The organism is Salmonella sp. 2020_1459, assembly GCF_043847915.1.
In the GTDB taxonomy this organism is placed as follows: domain Bacteria; phylum Pseudomonadota; class Gammaproteobacteria; order Enterobacterales; family Enterobacteriaceae; genus Salmonella; species Salmonella enterica.
This window is the reverse complement of record NZ_JBCMFA010000004.1, coordinates 170567-194180: the sequence shown is the minus strand read 5'-3', so window position 1 is coordinate 194180 and position 23614 is coordinate 170567. Positions and strand designations below refer to the sequence as shown.

The 23614-nt window shown below is 54.6% G+C and carries 15 protein-coding genes; 10 read left to right on the top strand and 5 right to left on the bottom strand.

The window, feature by feature from the left end:
* The first annotated feature begins 6 nt into the window (after positions 1 to 6).
* From bcsB to ACH0VJ_RS12735, 6 genes are all read left to right on the top strand, one after another.
* Positions 7 to 2307 (top strand): cellulose biosynthesis cyclic di-GMP-binding regulatory protein BcsB, encoded by a 2301-nt coding sequence (gene bcsB, locus ACH0VJ_RS12760; RefSeq protein WP_000823812.1) that lies wholly within the window; start codon positions 7 to 9, stop codon positions 2305 to 2307.
* 3 nt (positions 2308 to 2310) lie between these two features.
* On the top strand, positions 2311 to 3420 hold the full coding sequence (gene bcsZ / locus ACH0VJ_RS12755) for a cellulose synthase complex periplasmic endoglucanase BcsZ (protein ID WP_000988801.1): 1110 nt from the start codon (positions 2311 to 2313) through the stop codon (positions 3418 to 3420).
* Positions 3402 to 6944, top strand: coding sequence for a cellulose synthase complex outer membrane protein BcsC (gene bcsC / locus ACH0VJ_RS12750; protein ID WP_001225199.1), 3543 nt, complete (start codon positions 3402 to 3404; stop codon positions 6942 to 6944). The genes bcsZ and bcsC overlap by 19 nt, the downstream gene beginning before the upstream one ends.
* 173 nt (positions 6945 to 7117) lie before the next feature.
* A complete protein-coding gene (gene hmsP, locus ACH0VJ_RS12745; protein WP_001266363.1) occupies positions 7118 to 9124 on the top strand; it encodes a biofilm formation regulator HmsP in 2007 nt (668 codons plus the stop codon).
* 157 nt (positions 9125 to 9281) lie between these two features.
* Positions 9282 to 10568: a C4-dicarboxylate transporter DctC gene (gene dctA / locus ACH0VJ_RS12740; RefSeq protein ID WP_000858228.1), complete on the top strand. Its 1287-nt coding sequence runs from the start codon at positions 9282 to 9284 to the stop codon at positions 10566 to 10568.
* A gap of 219 nt (positions 10569 to 10787) precedes the next feature.
* Positions 10788 to 12275 (top strand): pitrilysin family protein, encoded by a 1488-nt coding sequence (locus ACH0VJ_RS12735; protein ID WP_001163182.1) that lies wholly within the window; start codon positions 10788 to 10790, stop codon positions 12273 to 12275.
* Between the two features lie 53 nt (positions 12276 to 12328).
* Here ACH0VJ_RS12735 and ACH0VJ_RS12730 read toward each other — a convergent pair whose 3' ends face one another.
* A complete protein-coding gene (locus tag ACH0VJ_RS12730) occupies positions 12329 to 13258 on the bottom strand; it encodes a sugar kinase (RefSeq protein ID WP_000037574.1) in 930 nt (309 codons plus the stop codon).
* 228 nt (positions 13259 to 13486) lie between these two features.
* Here ACH0VJ_RS12730 and pdeH point away from each other — a divergent pair, with 228 nt between their 5' ends.
* Together pdeH and ACH0VJ_RS12720 are read left to right on the top strand one after the other, a co-directional pair.
* Positions 13487 to 14254, top strand: a complete 768-nt coding sequence (gene pdeH / locus ACH0VJ_RS12725) for a cyclic-guanylate-specific phosphodiesterase (RefSeq protein ID WP_000595626.1) — start codon at positions 13487 to 13489, stop codon at positions 14252 to 14254.
* Between the two features lie 109 nt (positions 14255 to 14363).
* Positions 14364 to 16424, top strand: coding sequence for an AsmA family protein (locus ACH0VJ_RS12720; RefSeq protein WP_000158677.1), 2061 nt, complete (start codon positions 14364 to 14366; stop codon positions 16422 to 16424).
* A gap of 39 nt (positions 16425 to 16463) precedes the next feature.
* Here ACH0VJ_RS12720 and ACH0VJ_RS12715 read toward each other — a convergent pair whose 3' ends face one another.
* The 3 genes from ACH0VJ_RS12715 to ACH0VJ_RS12705 form a co-directional block, all read right to left on the bottom strand.
* Positions 16464 to 17786: an MFS transporter gene (locus ACH0VJ_RS12715; RefSeq protein WP_001148981.1), complete on the bottom strand. Its 1323-nt coding sequence runs from the start codon at positions 17784 to 17786 to the stop codon at positions 16464 to 16466.
* Positions 17787 to 18136: 350 nt separating this feature from the next.
* The gene (yhjD, locus tag ACH0VJ_RS12710; RefSeq protein ID WP_000159626.1) at positions 18137 to 19165 is read right to left on the bottom strand and encodes an inner membrane protein YhjD; all 1029 of its coding nucleotides are present in this window, start codon (positions 19163 to 19165) and stop codon (positions 18137 to 18139) included.
* Positions 19166 to 19237: 72 nt separating this feature from the next.
* Entirely contained in the window at positions 19238 to 20137 is a 900-nt protein-coding gene (locus ACH0VJ_RS12705) for a LysR family transcriptional regulator (RefSeq protein ID WP_023196711.1), read from the bottom strand.
* A 630-nt stretch (positions 20138 to 20767) separates the two neighbouring features.
* Here ACH0VJ_RS12705 and ACH0VJ_RS12700 point away from each other — a divergent pair.
* Positions 20768 to 21370 carry a helix-turn-helix transcriptional regulator gene (locus ACH0VJ_RS12700; RefSeq protein WP_001196080.1) on the top strand — a complete coding sequence of 201 codons (603 nt, stop codon included), beginning with the start codon at positions 20768 to 20770 and terminating at the stop codon, positions 21368 to 21370.
* A gap of 5 nt (positions 21371 to 21375) precedes the next feature.
* Here ACH0VJ_RS12700 and ACH0VJ_RS12695 read toward each other — a convergent pair whose 3' ends face one another.
* Positions 21376 to 21732: a glycoside hydrolase family protein gene (locus ACH0VJ_RS12695; RefSeq protein ID WP_001120251.1), complete on the bottom strand. Its 357-nt coding sequence runs from the start codon at positions 21730 to 21732 to the stop codon at positions 21376 to 21378.
* Between the two features lie 280 nt (positions 21733 to 22012).
* Between ACH0VJ_RS12695 and ACH0VJ_RS12690 the strand changes: the two genes are divergently transcribed.
* Complete coding sequence (locus ACH0VJ_RS12690) at positions 22013 to 23602, top strand: STY4199 family HEPN domain-containing protein (protein WP_000185029.1); 1590 nt, start codon at positions 22013 to 22015, stop codon at positions 23600 to 23602.
* Positions 23603 to 23614 lie beyond the last annotated feature (12 nt).

Below are 23614 nucleotides of genomic sequence, written 5' to 3'. Positions count from 1 at the left end.
AATGCGATGAAAAGAAAATTGTCCTGGATGTGTGCGGCGGTAATAGGATTAAGCGCGTTTCCTGCTTTCATGACGGCGGCGGCGCCTGCTACGCCGCCATTGATCAATGCTGAACCCACCGAGCCTGCGCCGTCGCCCGCAACTGAGGCGCCCGTCGTGGCGCAGACCGCGCCTTCGCGCGAGGTCAAGCTGACCTTTGCGCAAATCGCGCCGCCGCCGGGTAGTATGGCGCTGCGTGGCGTTAACCCTAACGGCGGCATTGAATTTGGTATGCGCAGCGATGAAGTGGCGTCGAAAGCGGTGCTGAATCTGGAATATACGCCCTCGCCGTCGCTCCTGCCGGTTCAGTCGCAGCTCAAGGTTTATCTCAATGATGAACTGATGGGCGTACTGCCGGTGACAAAAGAGCAGTTGGGGAAAAAGACGCTGGCGCAGGTACCTATCAATCCGCTATTTATCACCGACTTTAACCGGGTGCGGCTGGAGTTTGTCGGCCACTATCGCGACGTGTGTGAAAACCCGGCCAGCAGTACTCTGTGGTTAGACATCGGGCGAAATAGCGCCCTGGATCTGACCTATAACATGCTGGCGGTGAATAACGATCTGTCCCACTTCCCGGTGCCGTTTTTCGATCCGCGGGATAACCGTCCAGTGACGTTGCCGATAGTGTTTGCTGATATGCCGGATCTGGCGCAGCAGCAGGCGGCTTCTATTGTCGCGTCCTGGTTTGGATCGCGGGCGGGCTGGCGCGGTCAGCGCTTCCCGGTGTTGTATAATCACCTGCCGGATCGCAATGCGATCGTGTTCGCCACCAACGATCGACGCCCCGATTTCCTGCGCGATCATCCTGCGGTTAACGCGCCGGTTATCGAGATGATGAGCCATCCGGATAATCCGTATGTGAAGTTGCTGGTCGTGTTTGGCCGTGATGATAAAGACCTGTTGCAAGCGGCAAAAGGTATCGCGCAAGGGAATATTCTCTTCCGTGGTTCCAGCGTGGTGGTCAACGATGTAAAACCGCTGCTGGCGCGCAAACCGTATGATGCGCCGAACTGGGTGCGTACCGATCGCCCGGTCACTTTTGGTGAGCTGAAAACCTATGAAGAGCAGCTCCAGTCGAGTGGGCTGGAGCCGGCGCCCATCAACGTTTCTTTGAATCTGCCGCCGGACCTCTATTTGCTGCGTAGCAACGGTATTGATATGGATCTCAACTACCGTTATACCTCGCCGCCGACTAAAGACAGTTCACGGCTGGATATCAGTCTGAATAACCAGTTTCTGCAAGCCTTTAGCCTTAACAGCACGCAGGAAACTAATCGACTCCTGTTGCGCCTGCCGGTACTTCAGGGACTGCTGGATGGTAAAACGGATGTGTCTATTCCGGCGCTCAAACTGGGGGCGATGAACCAACTACGTTTTGACTTCCGCTACATGAATCCGATGCCGGGCGGGTCGGTGGACAACTGTATTACCTTCCAGCCGGTACCGAATCATGTGGTGATAGGGGATGACTCCACTATCGATTTTTCGAAATATTACCACTTTATCGCGATGCCGGATTTACGCGCGTTCGCCAATGCGGGTTTCCCGTTCAGCCGGATGGCCGACCTGTCTGACACGCTGGCGGTGATGCCGAAGACCCCAACCGAAGCGCAAATGGAAACGCTGCTGAATACGGTCGGCGCCATTGGCGGGCAGACCGGTTTCCCGGCAATTAATCTAACAATCACCGATGATAGCGCTCAGATAGCCGACAAAGACGCCGATCTGCTGATTATTGGCGCTATTCCGGGCAAGCTAAAAGACGATAAGCGTATCGATCTGTTGGTGCAGGCGACACAAAGCTGGGTAAAAACCCCGATGCGGCAGACCGCTTTCCCGTCGATTATGCCGGATGAGGCCGATCGCGCGGCGGATGCGCAGTCCACCGTCACCGCCAGCGGCCCGATGGCGGCGGTGGTGGGCTTCCAGTCGCCGTTTAATGATCAGCGCAGCGTGATTGCTCTGCTGGCTGACAGCCCGCGCGGCTACCAGCTACTGAACGACGCCGTGAACGACAGCGGTAAACGCGCCGCGATGTTTGGTTCCGTGGCGGTGATCCGCGAGTCCGGCGTTCACAGTCTGCGCGTTGGCGATATCTATTACGTCGGACATCTGCCGTGGTTTGAGCGGCTGTGGTATGCGCTGGCGAATCACCCTGTGCTGCTGGCGGTACTGGCGGCCCTCAGTGTGGTATTACTGGCGTGGGTATTGTGGCGTCTGCTACGTATTCTCAGTCGCCGTCGTCTCGACCCTGACCATGAGTAACGCATGATGACTATGCTGCGCGGATGGATAACGATGATCGTCATGCTGACGGCAATAAATGCGCAGGCGGCCTGTAGCTGGCCTGCGTGGGAACAGTTCAAGAAAGATTACATTAGCCAGCAGGGACGCGTTATCGATCCGGGCGATGCGCGAAAAATTACCACCTCCGAAGGGCAAAGCTACGCTATGTTCTTTGCCCTGGCGGCGAACGATCGACCGGCGTTCGCGCAACTGTTTAACTGGACGCAAAACAATCTGGCGCAGGGATCGCTGCGTGAACATCTGCCCGCCTGGCTGTGGGGACAAAAAGATCCCGACACCTGGTCGGTGCTGGACAGCAACTCCGCGTCCGACGGCGATATCTGGATGGCATGGTCGCTGCTGGAGGCCGGTCGTCTGTGGAAAGAGACGCGTTATACCGAGGTGGGCACGGCGTTGTTAAAACGCATCGCCCGCGAAGAGGTCGTGAATGTGCCGGGGCTGGGCTCAATGCTGCTACCTGGCAAAATCGGCTTTGCCGAGGCGAATAGCTGGCGTTTTAACCCAAGCTATCTGCCGCCGCAGTTGGCGCAATACTTTAGCCGTTTTGGCGCGCCGTGGTCGACGTTACGGGAAACCAATTTGCGGCTTTTGCTGGAAACCGCGCCGAAAGGTTTCTCGCCGGACTGGGTGCGTTATGAAAGCAAGCAAGGCTGGCAGTTGAAAGCGGAAAAGACGCTGATCAGTAGCTACGATGCGATTCGCGTCTATTTATGGGCGGGAATGATGCATGATGGCGATCCGCAAAAAGCGCGTTTACTGGCGCGATTTAAACCGATGGCGACGTTAACGATGAAAAACGGCGTTCCACCGGAGAAAGTGGATGTCGTCAGCGGGAATGCGCAAGGGACGGGGCCGGTCGGGTTTTCCGCCGCTTTACTGCCTTTCCTGCAAAATCGCGACGCCCAGGCCGTGCAGCGACAGCGGGTCGCAGACCATTTTCCTGGCAGTGATGCCTATTACAACTATGTGCTGGCTCTCTTTGGACAAGGCTGGGATCAGCACCGTTTTCGCTTCACCGTCAAAGGTGAATTATTACCTGACTGGGGCCAGGAATGCGTAAGTTCACGTTAAGTCTCATGCACGCTTTTTTGCCGGCTGGCGGTCGAAATGCCTTACCTGGCAAAAGGGGCGTTTCTCGGGCATTGTTGGGGTTATCGCTTGGTATGGCGCTAACACCGCTTGCCGGCGCAGCGACCTCCGCGCAGCAACAGTTGCTGGAGCAGGTGCGGCTGGGCGAGGCCACGCACCGTGAGGACTTAGTCCGTCAGTCGCTCTATCGCCTGGAGCTGATCGACCCCAATGATCCACAGGTTATCGCCGCCCGTTTCCGCTATCTGTTGCGCCAGGGGGATAGCGACGGGGCGCAGAAGCTACTTGATCGGCTGGCGCAACTGGCGCCGGAGTCGACGGCGTATCAATCTTCCCGCACCGCGATGCTGCTCTCCACGCCGCAAGGACGCCAGTCTTTGCAGGAGGCGCGTTTACTGGCGACGACCGGCCATACTGAACAAGCGATCGCCAGCTACGACAAGCTGTTTAAAGGTTATCCGCCGGAGGGCGAACTGGCGGTCGAATACTGGACGACCGTGGCGAAATTGCCCGCCCGCCGTCACGAAGCGATTAACCAGCTACAGAAAATTAATGCCGTCAGTCCGGGTAATAACGCTCTGCAAAATGCGCTGGCGCAACTGTTGTTCGCCAGCGGGCGGCGCGATGAGGGATTCGCGGTGCTAAAACAGATGGCGAAATCCAGTACGGGACGCAGCGCGGCCTCCGCCATCTGGTACCAGCAGATAAAAGATCTCCCGGTTAGCGACGCCAGCGTAAAAGCGTTGCAAGACTATCTGACGCAGTTTAGCGAAGGCGATAGCGTGTCTGCCGCCCGCGCCCAGCTTAGCGAGCAGCAAAAACAGTTAGCAGATCCGGCGTTCCGTGCGCGCTCGCAGGGCATCGCGGCGGTTAATGCCGGAGAAGGCGGTAAGGCCATTGCGCAATTGCAGCAGGCGGTGAGCGCCCGGCAGGACGACAGCGAGGCGGTCGGCGCGCTGGGGCAGGCATACTCACAGCGTGGCGATCGCGCCCGCGCCGTCGCGCAGTTTGAAAAGGCGCTGGCGATGGCGCCGCACAGCAGCAGCCGCGATAAGTGGGAGAGTCTGCTGAAGGTCAATCGCTACTGGCTGTTAATTCAGCAGGGCGACGCGGCCTTAAAAGCGAATAATCTGGCCCAGGCGGAGCGTTTCTATCAGCAGGCGCGAGCAGTGGATAACACCGACAGCTACGCGGTACTGGGGCTGGGGGATGTGGCGATGGCGCGCAAAGATAATGCCGCCGCCGAACGTTATTATCAGCAGACGCTGCGTATGGATAGCGGTAATACCAATGCTGTACGCGGGCTGGCGAATCTTTATCGCCAGCAGTCGCCGCAAAAAGCCGCCGCGTTTATCGCTTCTCTTTCCGCCAGTCAGCGGCGCAGTATCGACGATATCGAACGCAGTCTGGAAAATGACCGTCTGGCGCAGCAGGCGGAAACGCTGGAAAGCGAGGGCAAATGGGCGCAGGCCGCAGAACTGCACCGTCGCCGGCTGGCATTAGATCCGGGGAGCGTGTGGGTGACGTACCGACTGTCACGCGATCTGTGGCAGGCCGGGCAGCACGCCCAGGCCGATGCGCAAATGCGCTCTCTGGCGCAGCAGAAGCCAAACGATCCGGAACAGGTCTATGCTTATGGGCTTTATCTTTCCGGCAGCGATCGGGACCGGGCGGCGCTGGCGCATCTCAATACCCTACCGACCAGCCAGTGGAACAGCAATATTCAGGAACTGGCGGGCCGATTGCAAAGTAACCAGGTGCTGGAAAGCGCTAACCGCTTGCGCGATAGCGGCAAAGAACGCGAAGCGGAAGCGTTGTTACGTCAGCAGCCGCCCTCTACGCGCATTGCGTTAACGTTGGCAGACTGGGCGCAGCAGCGTGGCGATAATGCGGCGGCCCGCGCCGCTTATGACGCCGTTCTGGCGCGGGAACCGGGTAATGTCGATGCCATGCTGGGGCGGGTGGAAATCGACATCGCACAGGGCGATAACGCTGCGGCGCGCGCTCAACTGGCGGCGTTGCCTGCGTCGCAAATCACCTCTCTTAACATGCAGCGCCGCGTCGCGCTGGCGCAGCTCCAGCTTGGCGATATCACGGCGGCGGCGCGGATCTTTAACCGCATTACGCCGCAGGCAAAAGCACAGCCGCCATCAATGGAAAGCGCGATGATATTGCGTGACGCCGCCGCTTTTCAGGCGCAAACGGGCGAGCCGCAGCGGACGCTGGAGACCTACAAAGAGGCAATGGTCGCCGCGGCGATTACGCCGGTTCGTCCCCAGGATAACGATACCTTTACCCGCCTGACGCGCAATGATGAAAAAGATGACTGGCTAAAACGCGGCGTGCGTAGCGATGCGGCGGAGTTGTACCGTCAGCAGGATCTCAATGTCACGTTGGCGCACGATTATTGGGGGTCGAGCGGGACTGGCGGTTACTCCGATCTGAAGGCGCATACCACGATGCTTCAGGTGGATGCGCCCTGGTCGGACGGACGGGCGTTCTTTCGTACTGATATGGTGAATATGGATGTTGGCCGTTTCTCTACGGATGCGGACGGAAAATACGATAATAACTGGGGTACCTGTACGCTGGAGAAATGCAGCGGACATCGTAGCCAGGCCGATACGGGCGCGAGCGTGGCGGTCGGCTGGCAGAATGAGACCTGGCGCTGGGATATCGGCACGACGCCGATGGGCTTTAATGTCGTTGATGTGGTCGGCGGCGTCAGCTATAGCGACGATATCGGGCCGTTGGGTTATACCCTGAACGCGCATCGTCGCCCGATCTCCAGCTCGCTGCTGGCGTTTGGCGGACAAAAGGACGCCAGCAGCAATACCGGCACCAAATGGGGCGGCGTGCGGGCCAACGGCGGCGGCGTCAGTCTCAGCTATGATAAAGGCGAAGCAAACGGTGTCTGGGCGTCGCTCAGCGGCGACCAGTTGAGCGGTAAAAATGTGGAAGATAACTGGCGCGTGCGCTGGATGACCGGTTATTACTATAAGGTGATTAACGAGAATAACCGCCGCGTTACCGTCGGGCTGAATAACATGATCTGGCATTACGACAAAGATTTGAGCGGTTATTCACTGGGTCAGGGCGGTTATTATAGCCCGCAGGAATACCTGTCGTTTGCGGTGCCGGTGATGTGGCGGCAGCGTACGGAAAACTGGTCGTGGGAGCTGGGCGGCTCGGTATCCTGGTCGCACTCCCGCAACCGTACCATGCCGCGTTATCCGCTGATGAATTTGATCCCGGCGGATTATCAGGAGGATGCGCGTGACCAGACCAACGGCGGCGGCAGCAGTCAGGGATTTGGCTATACCGCGCGGGCGCTCATTGAACGCCGGGTCACTGCCAACTGGTTTGTGGGTACGGCTGTCGATATTCAGCAGGCGAAAGACTATACCCCCAGTCATCTGCTGCTGTATGTCCGTTATTCCGCGGCGGGCTGGCAGGGGGATATGGATTTACCGCCGCAGCCTCTGGTGCCTTACGCTGACTGGTAATCATTGCGTCAGGCCTACGAATTGACAGGCGTCGTAGGCCTGAGAAGCGCAGCGCCATCAGACGCTATCATTAACCGTTATTCAGAAAAGTCCTTTTCAGATACAGCCTCTCTTAATGCCGCTGCAATCGGGTATACTCAGGCGGCAGTCCGGGATATCCAGGGAGAGTCAATTTGCGCGTCAGCCGCTCGTTAACAATTAAACAGATGGCAATGGTTGCGGCCGTTGTCATGGTGTTTGTTTTTGTCTTTTGCACCGTTTTGTTGTTCCATCTGGTACAGCAGAACCGCTACAACACGGCTACGCAATTGGAAAGCATCGCGCGATCTGTTCGGGAACCTCTTTCTTCCGCGATTTTAAAAGCGGATCTCCCCGGCGCGGAAACCATTCTGGAAAGTATTAAACCTGCGGGCGTGGTGAGTCGCGCCGATGTGGTATTGCCGAATCAGTTCCAGGCGTTGCGTAAGCGCTTCATTCCTGAACGCCCCGTCCCGGTTATGGTGACGCGTCTCTTCGAACTGCCGGTACAAATTTCTTTGCCGGTTTATTCGCTGGAGCGTCCCGCCAATCCGCAACCGCTGGCCTACCTTGTATTGCAGGCGGATTCGTACCGTATGTACAAGTTCGTCATGAGCGCGCTCTCTACGTTAGTGACCATTTACTTACTTTTATCGCTGATCCTGACGGTGGCCATCGCCTGGTGCGTAAACCGCCTGATTGTGCATCCGCTGCGCAAAATCGCCCGCGAGCTGAACGACATTCCGCAGCAGGAGCTGATCGGACATCAGCTGGCGTTGCCGCGTCTGCATCAGGATGATGAAATTGGGATGCTGGTGCGTAGCTATAACCTCAACCAGCAGCTTATGCAGCGTCAACGCGAGGAGCAAACGGACAACGCGATGCGTTTTCCGGTTTCCGAGCTGCCCAATAAAGCCTTTTTAATGGCGCTGCTGGAACAGGTTATCACCCGCCAACAGACCACCGCGCTTATCATCGTGACGTGCGAAACGTTGCGTGACACGGCAGGCGTGCTGCAAGAAACGCAGCGGGAGATTCTATTACTGACGTTGGTTGAGAAGCTGAAGTCGGTGCTGGCGCCGCGCATGGTGCTTACGCAGGTCAGCGGGTATGACTTTGCCATTATCGCCCACGGCGTTAAAGAGCCGTGGCACGCCATCACATTAGGTCAGCAAATACTCACTATCATTAATGAACGACTGCCCATCCAGGGTATTCAATTGCGCCCAAGCTGCAGTATTGGCATTGCGATGTATTATGGCGATCTGACCGCCGAAGAGCTCTATGGTCGCGCCGTCTCCGCCGCCTTTACCGCGCGCCGAAAAGGTAAAAATCAGATCCAGTTCTTTGACCCGGCGCAGATGGAGGCCGCTCAACAGCGCCTTACCGAAGAGAGCGATATCCTTACCGCGCTGGATAACCATCAGTTTGCCATTTGGCTGCAGCCGCAGGTCGAGATGCGCAGCGGCAACGTATTAAGCGCCGAAGCCTTGTTACGTATGCAACAGCCGGACGGTAGCTGGGAATTGCCGGAGGGGCTGATTGAGCGCATTGAATCCTGCGGCCTGATGGTCACGGTGGGCTATTGGGTGCTGGAAGAGTCCTGTCGCCAGCTTGCTGCCTGGCAGGAGCGCGGCGTGACATTGCCGCTCTCCGTCAATCTTTCCGCGTTACAGCTCATGCACCCTGGCATGGTGTCGGAGCTGCTGGAATTGTTAAACCGCTATCGTATTCAACCGGGTACGCTGATTCTTGAGGTCACTGAAAGCCGCCGTATCGACGATCCGCACGCTGCCGTCGCTATCTTACGTCCGTTACGTAATGCTGGCGTGCGTATCGCACTGGATGATTTTGGCATGGGTTACGCGGGGCTGCGCCAGTTACAGCATATGAAGTCGCTACCGGTCGATATCCTTAAAATTGATAAAATGTTTGTCGATGGGTTACCGGATGATCACAGTATGGTGACGGCGATTATTCTGATGGCCCGCAGTCTTAATTTACAATTGATTGCCGAGGGCGTGGAGAACGAGGCGCAACGCGCGTGGCTGGAACAGGCGGGAGTCAACGTCGCGCAAGGCTTCCTGTTTGCTCGGCCCGTTCCCGCGGATATCTTTGAAGAACGGTATCTGTCGCACGAAAATCCTGATTACAAAAGTTAAAAAAGGTCGCGCTTGTGCGAGCCAGCTCAAACTTTTTAACATTTTTGTTTCAATTATGATCCTGGCGCATTTCTGTCATGTTGTGTGGGTGTTATTTTAAGGCCGCAGGTTACTCATAACCTTACAAGACCTGTGGTTTTTACTTCAAGGACACCCTATGAAAACCTCTCTGTTCAAAAGTCTTTATTTTCAGGTCCTGACAGCAATCGCCATTGGTATTCTCCTTGGCCATTACTATCCTGAACTGGGCGCACAAATGAAACCGCTTGGCGACGCGTTCGTTAAGCTCATTAAGATGATCATCGCTCCTGTCATTTTCTGTACTGTCGTGACGGGCATCGCAGGCATGGAAAGCATGAAAGCGGTGGGCCGTACCGGCGCGGTCGCGCTGCTTTACTTTGAAATTGTCAGTACGATTGCGCTGATTATCGGTCTTATCATCGTCAACGTTGTGCAACCTGGCGCCGGGATGAACGTCGATCCGGCAACGCTGGATGCGCAGGCGGTGGCCGTTTATGCCGCACAAGCCAAGGAGCAGGGCATTATTGCCTTCCTGATGGATGTCATACCGGGCAGCGTGATCGGCGCGTTTGCCAGCGGCAACATTCTGCAGGTCTTACTGTTTGCGGTGTTGTTTGGTTTTGCGCTGCACCGTTTGGGCAGCAAAGGCCAGCTCATTTTCAATGTGATTGAGAGTTTTTCGCAGGTCATTTTCGGCATCATTAATATGATCATGCGCCTGGCGCCGATTGGCGCATTCGGCGCGATGGCCTTCACCATCGGTAAATACGGCGTCGGTTCTCTGGTGCAACTGGGGCAGCTCATTATCTGCTTCTATATCACCTGTATTCTCTTCGTGGTGGTGGTGCTGGGGACGATTGCACGGGTAACGGGCTTTAGCATTTTTAAATTTATTCGCTATATCCGGGAAGAATTACTCATTGTGCTCGGCACCTCCTCTTCCGAGTCAGCGTTGCCGCGTATGCTCGATAAGATGGAAAAACTGGGGTGCCGTAAGTCGGTGGTAGGGCTGGTGATCCCGACGGGGTATTCGTTCAACCTCGATGGCACCTCTATCTACCTGACGATGGCGGCGGTGTTTATCGCCCAGGCGACCAACAGCCATATGGATATCTTCCACCAGATAACGCTGCTGGTCGTGTTGCTGCTCTCGTCAAAAGGCGCCGCGGGCGTGACCGGAAGCGGCTTTATCGTGCTGGCGGCCACTATCTCCGCCGTGGGCCATTTACCGGTTGCGGGACTGGCGTTAATCCTCGGTATCGACCGCTTTATGTCCGAAGCGCGCGCGCTGACTAACCTGGTGGGTAACGGCGTGGCGACGGTGGTGGTTGCCAAATGGGTGAAAGAGTTAGATCACCAAAAGCTGGACGATGTGCTTAATAATCGTGCGCCGGATGGCAAAACGCACGAAATTTCCTCCTAATCTCGCCACTTATGCCCGTAGTCCCTTCCAGGACTGCGGGTGTTTGCGCATAATTGACCCCTGCGCCCAAAGCATACAGCATGATGCTTAGGGATTATTTCACTTCTTCCGTGACATTTTTAGGTTCTCGCGGTCTAACACGAAGTGTTTTTACGTCATATTCAGGCATCCCTGCCGGGGCTGTCTTTTTATTACCAGGATTGTTGATCAGGGGTTCACATGCAGGGCACAAAAATTCGACTCTTAGCGGGCAGTCTGTTGATGTTGGCCTCTGCCGGCTATGTGCAGGCAGATGCGCTCCAGCCCGATCCGGCATGGCAACAGGGGACGCTGGCTAATGGGTTACAGTGGCAAGTGTTGGCTACGCCTCAGCGCCCCAGCGATCGTATTGAAGTTCGTCTCCAGGTTAATACCGGTTCGCTCACCGAAAGTACGCAACAGAGCGGGTTCAGCCATGCGATTCCCCGTATCGCGCTGACGCAAAGCGGTGGTCTGGATGCCGCACAGGCACGTTCTTTATGGCAGCAAGGGTTTGATCCGAAACGTCCCATGCCGCCCGTTATTGTTTCTTATGATTCCACGCTCTATAACCTCAGTTTACCCAATAACCGTAACGATCTGCTGAAAGAAGCGCTGACCTATCTGGCTAACGTCTCCGGTAAATTAACCATTACGCCAGAGACGGTGAATCATGCGTTAAGCAGCGAAGATATGGTTGCGACGTGGCCAGCAGATACTAAAGAGGGCTGGTGGCGTTATCGGCTGAAAGGGTCGGCGTTATTGGGGCACGATCCCGCGGAACCGTTAAAGCAGCCGGTAGACGCAGCCAAAATTCAGGCTTTCTATGAAAAATGGTACACCCCGGATGCCATGACGCTGATTGTTGTCGGCAACATTGATGCGCGCTCCGTCGCCGAGCAGATCAATAAAACGTTCGGTACGCTGAAAGGTAAACGCGAAACGCCCGCCCCGGTGCCGACGCTTTCGCCGCTGCGGGCGGAATCAGTGAGCATTATGACCGATGCGGTGCGCCAGGATCGTCTCTCCATTATGTGGGATACGCCGTGGCAACCGATTCGCGAATCGGCGGCGCTGTTGCGCTACTGGCAGGCAGATCTGGCGCGCGAAGCGCTGTTCTGGCATATCCAGCAAGAGCTTACTAAAAATAACGCGAAAGATATTGGTCTGGGGTTTGACTGCCGGGTTCTGTTCCTGCGCGCGCAGTGCGCCATCAACATTGAATCACCTAATGATAAGCTCAATACCAATTTGAGCCTGGTGGCGAATGAACTGGCGAAAGTACGCGATAAAGGTTTGTCGGAAGAGGAGTTTACTGCGCTGGTGGCGCAGAAAAATCTCGAATTGCAAAAGCTGTTCGCGACCTACGCGCGTACCGATACTGACATTTTGACTGGACAGCGTATGCGCTCGCTGCAGAATCAAGTGGTGGATATCGCGCCGGAGCAGTATCAGAAGCTGCGTCAGAATTTCCTCAACAGCCTGACCGTCGATATGCTCAATCAGAATCTACGTCAGCAGCTATCGCAGGAGATGGCATTAATTTTGCTGCAACCGCAAGGCGAGCCGGAATTTAATATGAAGGCGTTAAAGGCGACGTGGGATGAAATCATGGTCCCGACAACTGCCGCCGCTGTTGAAGCAGATGAGGCGCATCCGGAAGTGACGGAGACACCGGCGGCACAGTAAGCTGCCGCCTGCCGGCCCGGTAAGCGCAGCGCCACCGGGCAAGAGCGAATGACTTACTGCGGCATCGCGTCGTGCGGAATAATGGCCCCACGGTACTGAATCACCGTGCTGGCCGTCAGGTGTCCGCGCTTCGCGGCATCCGTCGCGCTGCCGTCCGTCAAACGAACGGCCAGATAACCGGCGCTGAAGGAGTCGCCTGCGGCAGTGGTGTCTATCACTTTCTCTTTCGGCAGTTTGACTGCCGGAACGTCAATGAGCGCCTCGCCCTGAATCGAGACCAGGCAAGAGTCCGCCCCGCGTTTTACCACCACTTCCTGTACGCCTGCCGCATGGGTGCGGGCAATGACCTCTTCCACGGGTTGCTGACCCCATAGCGCGTCTTCATCGTCCAGTGTCAGGAAGGCGATATCAGTACATTCCAGCATCTTTTGATAGACCTGCTGCGTTTCTTCGCGACTTGTCCATAAACGCGGGCGATAGTTATTATCAAAAATGACTTTCCCGCCGTTGGCCCGGCATTCACGCAATAAAGACAGCAGCTTATCACGGCTGGTCGGGCTTAAAATCGCGAGGCTAATGCCGCTCAGGTAGAGATAATCGAAGGTCGCCAGCGCCTCGCAGATAGCCGCTGACTGCTCGCTCTCCAGCCAGAATTTCGCTGCCGCTTCGTTACGCCAGTAGTAGAAGGTACGCTCGCCAGTGTCATCGGTTTCGATGTAATAGAGGCCTGGCAGGCGATTTTCCATCCGCTGCGTTAGCGAGGTATCCACATTTTCATGCTGCCACGCCTCCAGCATCTGTTGGCTGAAACTGTCGGTACCCAGCGCCGTCACATAGTGAACGGCCAGAGCGGCAGAATCGACCTGACGGGCAATATAAACGGAGGTATTCAGCGTGTCGCCGCCGAAGCCGCGCTGAACATCAGCGCCTTTCTGCGACAGCTCAATCATGCATTCGCCAATCACGGCAATCTTTTTAGACATAGTCGTGAACCTGATCTGTAAAAATTAGCGTTAGTGTGCGCTGTGGATGTCTAGTGGTCAATAATATTAAAACATCGGTCCATTATTTTTTTGAGCAAGTGCGTATTTTTGACAAGTTTCGTAGTCTGTTTTTATTTTGCCAGGGACCGAGGGTAAAGTTCTCTGCCTGAACGCCGATAACCTTTGACGAGTCCGGACAGTCACACTCCCATTAACAGGACAACTGAGATGATAAAGCAGGTTATCCAGCAGCTACGCGTTCCTGATGCAGGTATAGAGAATTTGCAGGAACGGCGCTATTGGCTGCAATGCGAGCGTGCCTATACTTACCAGCCGATATACCAGACGGATGGCCGTCTGATGGCGGTTGAACTTCTCACTGTCGTCACCCATCCTGATAACCCTTCCAGACGTATTGCCCCGGATCGTTATTTCGCGGAGTTAGCGGTTCGACACCGCATTGACGTAGTGAAAGAACAACTTCATCAGCTTGAACAAAAAGCGGATTTTTTCACTCGCCATCACTTATTGGCATCGGTCAATGTTGACGGCCCTACGCTGATTGCCATGCGACGACAGCCGGACATTCTGGCAGCGATGGAGCGCTTACCCTGGCTGCGTTTCGAACTGGTGGAACATATTCGTTTGCCGAAAGACTCCTCTTTCGCCTCGATGTGTGAGTTCGGCCCGCTGTGGCTGGATGATTTTGGTACAGGCATGGCCAATTTTTCAGCGCTGAGCGAAGTGCGTTATGACTACATTAAAGTGGCGCGCGAGCTGTTCGTCATGCTGCGTCAGTCTCCGGAGGGACGCAACCTGTTCACTCTGCTGCTGCAACTGATGAACCGCTACTGCCGCGGCGTTATTGTCGAGGGCGTGGAGACGCTGGAAGAGTGGCGTGATGTGCAGCGTTCGCCCGCCTTTGCCGCCCAGGGCTATTTTCTTTCTCGACCCGTGCCGCTGATATCGCTTGAAGAGGTGATTCTGACCCTGTAACGCCAGACTGTTCCCGTAATACGTGGTATTACGAGGCGCGGTCATCCTCCTTTTTCGTCTGGCTGAACTATCTTTAGGACAGGCAAGGGAAGAAGTGAGGAAATAACACATGACTAAAGCAGGCAAAATAACCGCCGCCATCACAGGGACTTTCTTGTTGTTGATCGCCATAGTGATTTTGTTGATCGCAACATTTGACTGGAACCGCCTCAAACCGACCATCAACCAGAAAGTCTCTACCGAATTGAACCGGCCTTTCGCTATTCGCGGCGATTTAGGCGTGGTGTGGGAACGTCAAAAACAGGAGACCGGCTGGCGAAGCTGGGTACCGTGGCCGCATGTTCACGCGGAAGACGTCATTCTCGGCAATCCGCCGGATATTCCGGAAGTTACGATGGTACATCTGCCACGCGTTGAGGCGACGCTTGCCCCGCTGGCGCTCCTGACCAAAACCGTCTGGCTGCCGTGGATCAAACTGGTGAAACCCGACGCGCGTCTTATTCGTCTGTCCGAGAAAACCAATAACTGGACCTTTAACCTCGCGCAAGACAAGAATACGGACCCCAATGCTAAACCTTCCGCCTGGTCCTTCCGGCTGGATAATATTCTCTTCGACCAGGGGCGAATCGCGATCGATGATAAGGTCAGCAAAGCGGATATCACTATTCTGATCGATCCGTTAGGCAAACCGTTGCCGTTCAGCGAAGTGACGGGAACGAAAGGCAAAGCAGACAAATCCACCGTGGGCGACTATGTCTTCGGCCTGAAGGCGCAGGGGCGTTATAACGGGGAACCGTTGACCGGTACGGGGAAAATAGGCGGTATGCTGGCGCTACGCAGCGAAAGTACGCCTTTTCCTGTGCAGGCCGATTTCCGCTCTGGCAACACGCGGGTGGCTTTTAGCGGCGTGGTGAACGAGCCGATGAAAATGGGCGGCGTCGATCTGCGGCTTAAATTCTCTGGCGATTCACTGGGCGATTTATATGATTTAACCGGCGTGCTGCTGCCGGATACGCCGCCGTTTGAGACCGATGGGCGATTGGTGGCGAAAATTGACGCCGAAAAGTCATCGGTATTTGATTATCGCGGTTTTAACGGGCGCATTGGCGACAGTGATATCCACGGCTCCCTCACTTATACCACCGGTAAACCGCGCCCTAAACTGGAAGGCGATGTCGAATCGCGCCAGTTACGACTGGCCGATCTTGGGCCGCTGATTGGCGTGGATTCCGGGAAAGACGCTGAGCAGTCGAAACGGTCTGAACAGCGCAAAGGCGAGAAGAATGTTCAGCCGGCGGATAAAGTGTTGCCTTACGATCGCTTTGAAACCGACAAATGGGACGTTATGGACGCCGATGTCCGGTTTAAAGGCCGGCGTATTGAGCATGGCGGCAGTCTACCGATTAGCGATCTTTCGACCCATATCATCCTGAAAAACGCCGACTTACGTCTACAGCCGCTGAAGTTTGGTCTGGCAGGCGGCAGTATTGTCTCCAACATCCATCTGGAAGGGGATAAAAAACCAATGCAGGGGCGGGCGGATATACAGGCGCGTCGGCTGAAGCTTAAAGAACTGATGCCGGATGTGGAACTGATGCAGAAAACGCTGGGCGAGCTGAACGGCGATGCGGATGTTCGCGGGACGGGCAACTCGGTCGCCGCGCTGCTTGGCAACAGTAACGGCAATCTCAAATTATTGATGAATGATGGATTGATTAGCCGCAACCTGATGGAAATCGTGGGGCTGAACGTCGGCAACTATATTGTCGGGCAGATTTTTGGCGATGACGAAGTGCGGGTTAACTGCGCGGCGGCGAATCTCAATATTGCGAACGGCGTGGCGCGACCGCAAATTTTTGCTTTTGATACAGAAAATGCGTTGATTAACGTGACCGGTACGGCGAGCTTCGCCTCTGAACAGCTCGATTTAACCATTGATCCGGAAAGTAAGGGGATTCGTATTATTACGCTGCGATCGCCGCTGTACGTGCGTGGGACATTTAAAAATCCGCAGGCGGGCGTCAAGCCCGGCCCGCTGATTGCGCGCGGCGCGGTTGCGACAGCGCTGGCGACGTTGGTAACGCCCGCCGCCGCGCTATTGGCGCTCATTTCGCCCTCTGAAGGCGAAGCCAATCAGTGCCGGACGATTTTAACGCAGATGAAGCAGTAACGTGAAACGTAGCGCCGGATGACGCCATCCGGTGCCCTATTACAACGCCTGATGACGCGTCTCATGGGTTAACAGCAGTGCAATCAGCGTCAGCGCCGCCATTGACGCCAGGTAAACCCCTACCGCCGCCAGCCCGTAGTGGCTTTGCAGCCATGCGGCAATATACGGCGCGACGGAAGCGCCCAGAATCGATGACACATTGTAGGAAAACGATGCGCCGGTATAGCGCACTTCCGTCGGAAATAGCTCCGGCAGCAGCGCTCCCATTGGGCCGAAGGTCAGCCCCATCAGGCTCAGGCCCAACAACAGGAACACGAATACCAGCGCTGGATTGCCTGAACCCAGCAGCGGGGTAAAGGCGAACAACGCGAAGAGAATGATGAGCGTGGTAATGATGACCATGCTTTTCCGACGGCCAAATGCGTCCGCCAGCAGGCCGGCGACGGGCACCATCACGCCGAAACCAATCACCGCCATCATCAGCATCCACAGTATTTCATTGCGCGGCAAGCCAAGCCCCACCGGCGCGGCGGCCGTGCTGTAAGTCATGGAATAGACGGTCATGATATAGAACAGCGTGTAGGTCGCCAGCATGATAAACGTGCCGAGAATGGTTACGCGGACATGCTTCGTCAGCAATGTGCCCAGCGGTATTTTTACCTGTTTTTTCGCTGCGGCGACTTTCGCAAACACCGGCGTTTCGTGCAGCGACACGCGCACATACAGGCCGATAATCACCAGCACCGCCGAGAAGATAAACGGCACGCGCCAGCCCCAGCTCATAAACTGCTCGTCGGTCAGCAGCCAGGAGAGCAACAGGAAGGTGCCATTGGCAAAGAAGAAGCCGATCGGCGCGCCCAACTGCGGGAAGGAGCCATACAGCGCGCGTTTGCGCGGCGGCGCATTCTCCGTCGCTAATAGCGCCGCGCCGCCCCATTCGCCGCCCAGCCCCAGTCCCTGACCGAAACGCGCCAGCGCCAGCAGCAGCGGCGCGAAAATACCTATCGTCGCGTAGCCCGGTAACAGACCGATAATAACCGTGGAGATCCCCATCGTCAGCAGCGAAGCCACCAGCGTGACTTTGCGGCCTACCCGGTCGCCGAAGTGGCCGAATAGCGCAGAGCCAATCGGACGCGCCACAAACGCGATAGCGAAGGTGGCGAGCGATTGTAGCGTTGCCGCAGTGGGATCGCCCTGGGGGAAGAAGATAAGGGGGAACACGATCACCGCTGCGGTGGCGTAAATATAGAAGTCGAAGAACTCAATCGCGGTGCCGATAAGCGAGGCAATAACGACTTTATTGCGTGAGTTTACCGGAACATGTTCCTGCTCATGGTCGAGTGTTGTGGCGGTTGCTTGCATACTATTTTCTTATTTTTAGCGAACGAATAGCCATATTACGCACAGCAAAAGTTATATTTCAATGTGTAACAAAAGCTAAAAATGGTCAAAAAAAGCGCAAAAAGGGGATAATGTTTAAGCCAGCCATTTTGCGTCTATGAAATGCTTCACATAATTTTAGAATTGGTGGATAAAACTGGTTTCTGGTTAAATAAAAGTTAATTACTGGATTTATATGCTGAAACAATGAGATGAGGCGGAAGGACGTGCCTGATTGTACCGCCGGGTACGCTTTACATGCCCGGCCTGGGTCTACACATCAGTAGGCCGAATGACGACGCCGTGCGTGCCATTCGGCAGCAAGCCGCAGACTAGCGCTGCGTTTTACCCGGCATTCGCGGGTCGTCCTTGTATTCGGCGGTGGCTATCCAGGCCGCGCAGAATAACGTCAGACGGGCAAAAAAGTAGAAGAAGGCCATCAGACCGAGTACGGAGCCAAACGCCGCGCCGGAAGGCGATTTCACCAGTGACGGCAGCGTATAGGTCATAATGATTTTAATCACCTCAAAACCGATAGCGGCAATAAATGTCCCGCGAATCAAGGCTTTTTTACGTGGACGATGGCGGGGCAGTCGCCAGAAAATCCAGAAAAAAAGCAGATAGTTGGCAAAAATAGAGATGGCCAGACCGATCAAATGCCAGGCCGGTTTTAACCATTCGATGCTGTCGAGATACAAGGCGGAGATGATCATCTGCTGGGCGGAACCGGCGATGGAAGTAATGGACAGCGTAATGATTAAAGCGATTAATAATCCAATCAGCGAGATAAAATCGCGCAGATATTTGAGCCAGATTTTCTCCTGATCCTGCGGCTTGCGCTCCCAGACGTCCCGTGACTGGGCGCGAATCGCTTCCCGCAGGTTGCCCATCCAGTTAACGCCGGAATAGAGCGCGATACCCAGTCCGACCAGCCCTACCGTGGTACGCTGTTGAACCGCCGTATTAATCGTATTTTTAAGCGTGGACGCCAGCGTAGGATCGCTCACATTCATCAATATCTTGCTGAAAATATCTTCCAGTAGATTAGGGTGCGAGGCGAGGATAAAACCTGCCGCGGCAAAGGACACCATCATTATCGGGATCATCGACAGAAACGAAAAGTAGGTGATAGCCGCGCCAAACTGATTACCCAGTCGATCGTTAAAACGTTCGGTCGCGCGAATGAGGTGGGCCACCATTGGTTGACGCTGAATTTTTTGCATCAGGGTGGTGACGGAATGCAACGCCTGATTTGCCTTTTCGTTTTTTTCCGGGGCGTCATGCGGCTGCGTTTCTATTTTTTGTATCGGGTCGTGCTCCAGTTCCTGAATAGGGCGTTTTACGTCATTTTCCTTCGTCATCAGGTCGGTAGTCCTTCATCATTAATAGAATATGTCAGTATAGCTTCTCCCCGGTGGATGCTGAAAATGCGGCTACTCTGCGGCCTCTTTAATGGTTTCAGTCAGCCATACCATAAACAGGTGTACCCGGCGGGAAAGATTACGGCGATGGGGATAATGCAGCGTCACCGGCAGTGGAGCGGCGCGATATTGCGGTAAAATTTCAATGAGCGTTCCAGCGCGTAACGCCTCCCGTACAGCAATGCGCGGCGTCTGAATGATCCCTAATCCTGCCAGACAGGCCGTATGCCAGGTCTCCGTACTGTTTACCGTTAGCATTCCGCCGGTTTTTACCCACTGCATACCGTGGGGAGTTTCAAAGGCAAAACCCGGTGAAGAGACTCCCGGCGTCAATGAATAATGCACCATCGCATGTGAGGCGAGGTCGTCAAGGTTTTCTGGATACCCAAAGCGCGCCAGGTATTGTGGGCTGGCGCAGTTCACCCTTCTCAGTTTGCCAAGCGGGCGCGTCAGTATCCCTGGCGCATGTAGCGGCTCTGTGCGCACCACGCAGTCGAAATCTTCCCGTAGTAAATCGACCTGTCGATCGTTACTACAAAGTTCCAGCGCAATGCCGGGATACTGATGCAAAAAAGTGGGCAGGCGCGGCATGATGAGGCTGTTTGCGAGACATGGCGGTATATCTACCCGTATTTTGCCGCTGATACTGGCGGGATCAGGCTGGAAAAGACCCTCCAGTTCATCCAGGTTACTCAACAGATCTTTTGCCCGTTCGTAGTAAACCATTCCGTCCTGAGTAAGCTGTACCCGCCGGGTGGTGCGGTGGAGCAGGCGGATGCCCAGTTGATGTTCTAACGCTTGTATTTGCCGTGAGACGCTGCCTTTGGGAAGGCCGATATCCTCTGCTGCGCGGGAAAAACTTTCCCGTTCCGCCACGCGTACAAACAATTTCATTGCATATATTTTATCCATCATCAGGCTCTATTATTGTTCTTATTGAAACAGTGACGCTGAAGCGGCTGGTTTTATTGATTTTCTAGCATCTAATAAGCCCTTTCGCAATCATTGCTCGCGTGACGAATACGTCTGATCGCGTTGCGCGGCGGATTTATCGCCTTCCGGCCAGGCTTTTTAGCGCCAAAAAGCTGATAAACGGGACGAGAGCGGTAAAACACGCTGATAGCCGCGGGTGTAGTGGGAGAGAGAAATGTATGTACATACACGGTATTGTCATTGACCCATCGTCGCGGTTTTCAGGCGGATTGGCTATTTTTTAACAAAATGTGCTACTTTATTTTTTGTAACACATCAGGCGAAAAGCAGATATTTCCTTTGTGACGCGCCAGGCGTACTCTTCATTAAATTAATATTCAAATTAGCCTTGTCTGTTTGTACTAATAAGATATTCCTTACTTTAAAACGCTAATTTTAGCGAATTCTGTAATCCCGATGTTGAAGCTGTAAATATTCATAACCTTTCTCTTCCTCAACCAATGACTATCGGTAAAATGGCCTATACCAAATGGCGACTTCTTATTTTACCCTACGGGTAATACCCTTCCTCATCTTGAGACTATTATCTTACCCAGGTGGAGAAAAGTAATGCAGGTAATCATGTTTGACAGGCAGTCAATATTTATTCATGGAATGAAAATCAGTTTGCAACAGCACATTCCAGGAATAAGTATCCAGAGTGTCGGTCAGGCAGAAGAACTCTGGCAAAAAATAGAAAGCGCGCCGGATGCGCTGGTCATGCTTGATAGCGGCCTGGATGCTGAATTTTGCCGCGAGATGTTACAAAGAACCGCGCAGCAATTTCCGGAGGTGAAGATTATTATCACGGCGATGGATGGCAGTCAAAAGTGGCTGCATGAAGTCATGCAATTTAACGTTCAGGCCGTGGTGCCACGCGATTCTGATGCCGAAACCTTTGTCCTTGCGCTCAATGCTGTCGCTCGCGGGATGATGTTTTTACCGGGGGATTGGTTAAATTCAACGGAGCTGGAGTCCCGTGATATAAAAGCGTTAAGCGCCCGCCAGCGGGAAATTTTACAGATGCTTGCCGCAGGAGAATCAAATAAACAAATTGGGCGGGCGTTAAATATTAGTACCGGGACGGTTAAAGCGCATCTGGAGTCGCTTTACCGGCGGCTGGATGTAAAAAATCGTACCCAGGCCGCCATGATGTTAAATGAATCGAATTAACGACGTTAAATTCGCAGTCCGCTTATTTCTGGCTGTGAAATATCACCCGTATTGATTAATGATAAAAAACGCTGATGTCCGATGCTGAACATTAGCGCAATAAGCGTTTCGCGTTGAAACCGATCATTAAGTTCCGGCAAACAATTCTGTAGCAGCATATCGCAGCTATTGAGGTCATCCAGCAAGAATGCCTCCGCCTGGTCGGGCGTAATGAACGTCAGCGTCTCATCCGGCGTCAACATATGTCCGTAACCAATCACCCAGTTACCCTGCCGATCGCGATACTTTTCCAGCGACAGACCCTGCCACTGTTTAATAAACGCGATGCAGGCGGAGCTAAAGCGAGATGAAATGTGCGGCATGGCATCTTTCTCATAAAAAGCGCGATTATAAAGTGTGCTGCACGCGTGGCTAGCGGTCAGACGGCCAAACGCAGGCAGGGAAAAGGTCTATGCCGTTCAGCGTCACGCCGCGTTGACAGAATGAAAAACTGATGTTTTTGGTTAGTAACCGATCTTCTTATAAATTTGCAATCATTAAGATTAAGTCACTGAAATGTGGCTAAATCTGTTATATCTATGAAAAAACATAATTAAAAGAAAACGAAGATCTCGTCGCGGGATCGTCTTTTTAGGGAAGATAATGACGAATAGCGCTTCGCAGGCGACACGCGCGCCTTTTGAACATAGCCTGGGGATTATCCGCCAGGCATCAATAGAAATCCTGCTGCTGCTGGGTATTCATACCACAGAGGGAAAAGAGCCCCGGTGGTTCATGGAACAACTTGAGCAGGCGCGTCTTAACCTGGGCGGTTGGGGCGCGGTGGCGAAAAAATTGCGGATAAATGACGCGCAGTTGAGCCAGTTGATGCTGCAACTGCGTCATCTTCAGCAGCATGTTCCCCAGTATGACAGCGGGCAAGAGGTGAGCGAAAATCAACTCCTTGCCGCGTTGCGTTTTGTCACCTCGCTGGAACATCTACGTCAGCAGCAGCCGCTACTGACCTATCAAACTGAGCTGGAAGAACCCGACCAGGAGGCGCATCTTGAGGCGCAGCGTCAGCTTCGGGCGATAGAACTGACGTTAAAAGCGCTTATTGCGCGCGCATGGCCGGATCGGGCGTCGCTGAATCACTACCTCAAGCAACATTTCGGCCCGGACCGTTTGCGCCAGTGGTTAAAACAGGGAGAAGATCAACATGCGCTGGAGGGCATGTTGTTCAGCGAACTGGCGCTTATGGTGGTCGATAAAAAATTGTTTGCCCGTCATTACGTCAGAATTTTTAATGACGCCTCAGCGTTAACGCTGTTCGCCGAGTCGCGCACCACCCTGCGTATGTTTCTGGATGATTGCCGCCTCGCGCGAAACGAGGTTATCGCCAGGCAGCCGCTTACCTCAGCGCAGCTTATGCTGCTAAACGTTCAGTATCAGCAAATCGTTCGGCCCATCCAGCGCGCCTATGCCGAAAAACGTACCCGCGTGAATCCCGCTTCGTTTCTGCTGGCGGATGAACGTGAATTGCGCCAGTTCTGGGAAACCGCGCGGCTTAAAGATCGGCAGGCCGGGGGAGATAAGCATGAGATTAGCGAGAGCATAGAACCACCGCGTAAGCGGCCTCCGCGTACGCCTGAAGAGCGTGAGCAACTTATTTCCGGCGCTTTGTGGGCCGGGGTTGGCGTCATGACGCTGGCGATACTGGCGGGCGCGTTCTGGCTATTTAGTTCGTCGTCGCCAGGCTCCGATAACGGGCAAGCTCCCGCAATGGCGCAGGATGAACCGCCGCGCGAGGCGCCTTCCGCGCGGGAAACGCTCAATCATATGGGGATTACCTGGGATGCGTTTACCATGCGGGCGGCGATAGAGCGCAATGATACGCGGGTGACGGCGCTGTTCCTCCAGGGCGGAATGAACTGGCAGCTCGCGTGGACGGAGCAGGCGTTTGCGGCAGGACATACCGAGGTGCTGCAACTGTTGTTGCGTTATCCCGCGCTGATGGATGAGGTCAAACCCTGCCGACGATTTATCACAACGTTAAGTCATGACATGTCGAGCGGCGCGCCGCTGACCGCGATGCATAAAATCTATTTGCAAACGTTTTGCACCGTTCCGGCTGTTGTGACGCGCCAGCAGCACGATACGGAGCAGGCCCGATTGCGCGCTCAGGCCCGGCCCAGCGCAGACAATAAAAAATGGCTGAAAATTCAGTCAGCCATTTATGATGCGATTCACTGAGGCCGGAGCAGG

Excerpts from the sequence above, each read along its gene's own strand:
- bcsB (WP_000823812.1), top strand. The coding sequence starts at position 7 with ATGAAAAGAAAATTGTCCTGGATGTGTGCGGCGGTAATAGGATTAAGC.
- bcsZ (WP_000988801.1), top strand. The coding sequence starts at position 2,311 with ATGATGACTATGCTGCGCGGATGGATAACGATGATCGTCATGCTGACG.
- bcsC (WP_001225199.1), top strand. The coding sequence starts at position 3,402 with ATGCGTAAGTTCACGTTAAGTCTCATGCACGCTTTTTTGCCGGCTGGC.
- dctA (WP_000858228.1), top strand. The coding sequence starts at position 9,282 with ATGAAAACCTCTCTGTTCAAAAGTCTTTATTTTCAGGTCCTGACAGCA.
- ACH0VJ_RS12735 (WP_001163182.1), top strand. The coding sequence starts at position 10,788 with ATGCAGGGCACAAAAATTCGACTCTTAGCGGGCAGTCTGTTGATGTTG.
- ACH0VJ_RS12730 (WP_000037574.1), bottom strand. The coding sequence starts at position 13,258 with ATGTCTAAAAAGATTGCCGTGATTGGCGAATGCATGATTGAGCTGTCG.
- pdeH (WP_000595626.1), top strand. The coding sequence starts at position 13,487 with ATGATAAAGCAGGTTATCCAGCAGCTACGCGTTCCTGATGCAGGTATA.
- ACH0VJ_RS12720 (WP_000158677.1), top strand. The coding sequence starts at position 14,364 with ATGACTAAAGCAGGCAAAATAACCGCCGCCATCACAGGGACTTTCTTG.
- ACH0VJ_RS12715 (WP_001148981.1), bottom strand. The coding sequence starts at position 17,786 with ATGCAAGCAACCGCCACAACACTCGACCATGAGCAGGAACATGTTCCG.
- yhjD (WP_000159626.1), bottom strand. The coding sequence starts at position 19,165 with ATGACGAAGGAAAATGACGTAAAACGCCCTATTCAGGAACTGGAGCAC.
- ACH0VJ_RS12705 (WP_023196711.1), bottom strand. The coding sequence starts at position 20,137 with ATGGATAAAATATATGCAATGAAATTGTTTGTACGCGTGGCGGAACGG.
- ACH0VJ_RS12700 (WP_001196080.1), top strand. The coding sequence starts at position 20,768 with ATGCAGGTAATCATGTTTGACAGGCAGTCAATATTTATTCATGGAATG.
- ACH0VJ_RS12695 (WP_001120251.1), bottom strand. The coding sequence starts at position 21,732 with ATGCCGCACATTTCATCTCGCTTTAGCTCCGCCTGCATCGCGTTTATT.
- ACH0VJ_RS12690 (WP_000185029.1), top strand. The coding sequence starts at position 22,013 with ATGACGAATAGCGCTTCGCAGGCGACACGCGCGCCTTTTGAACATAGC.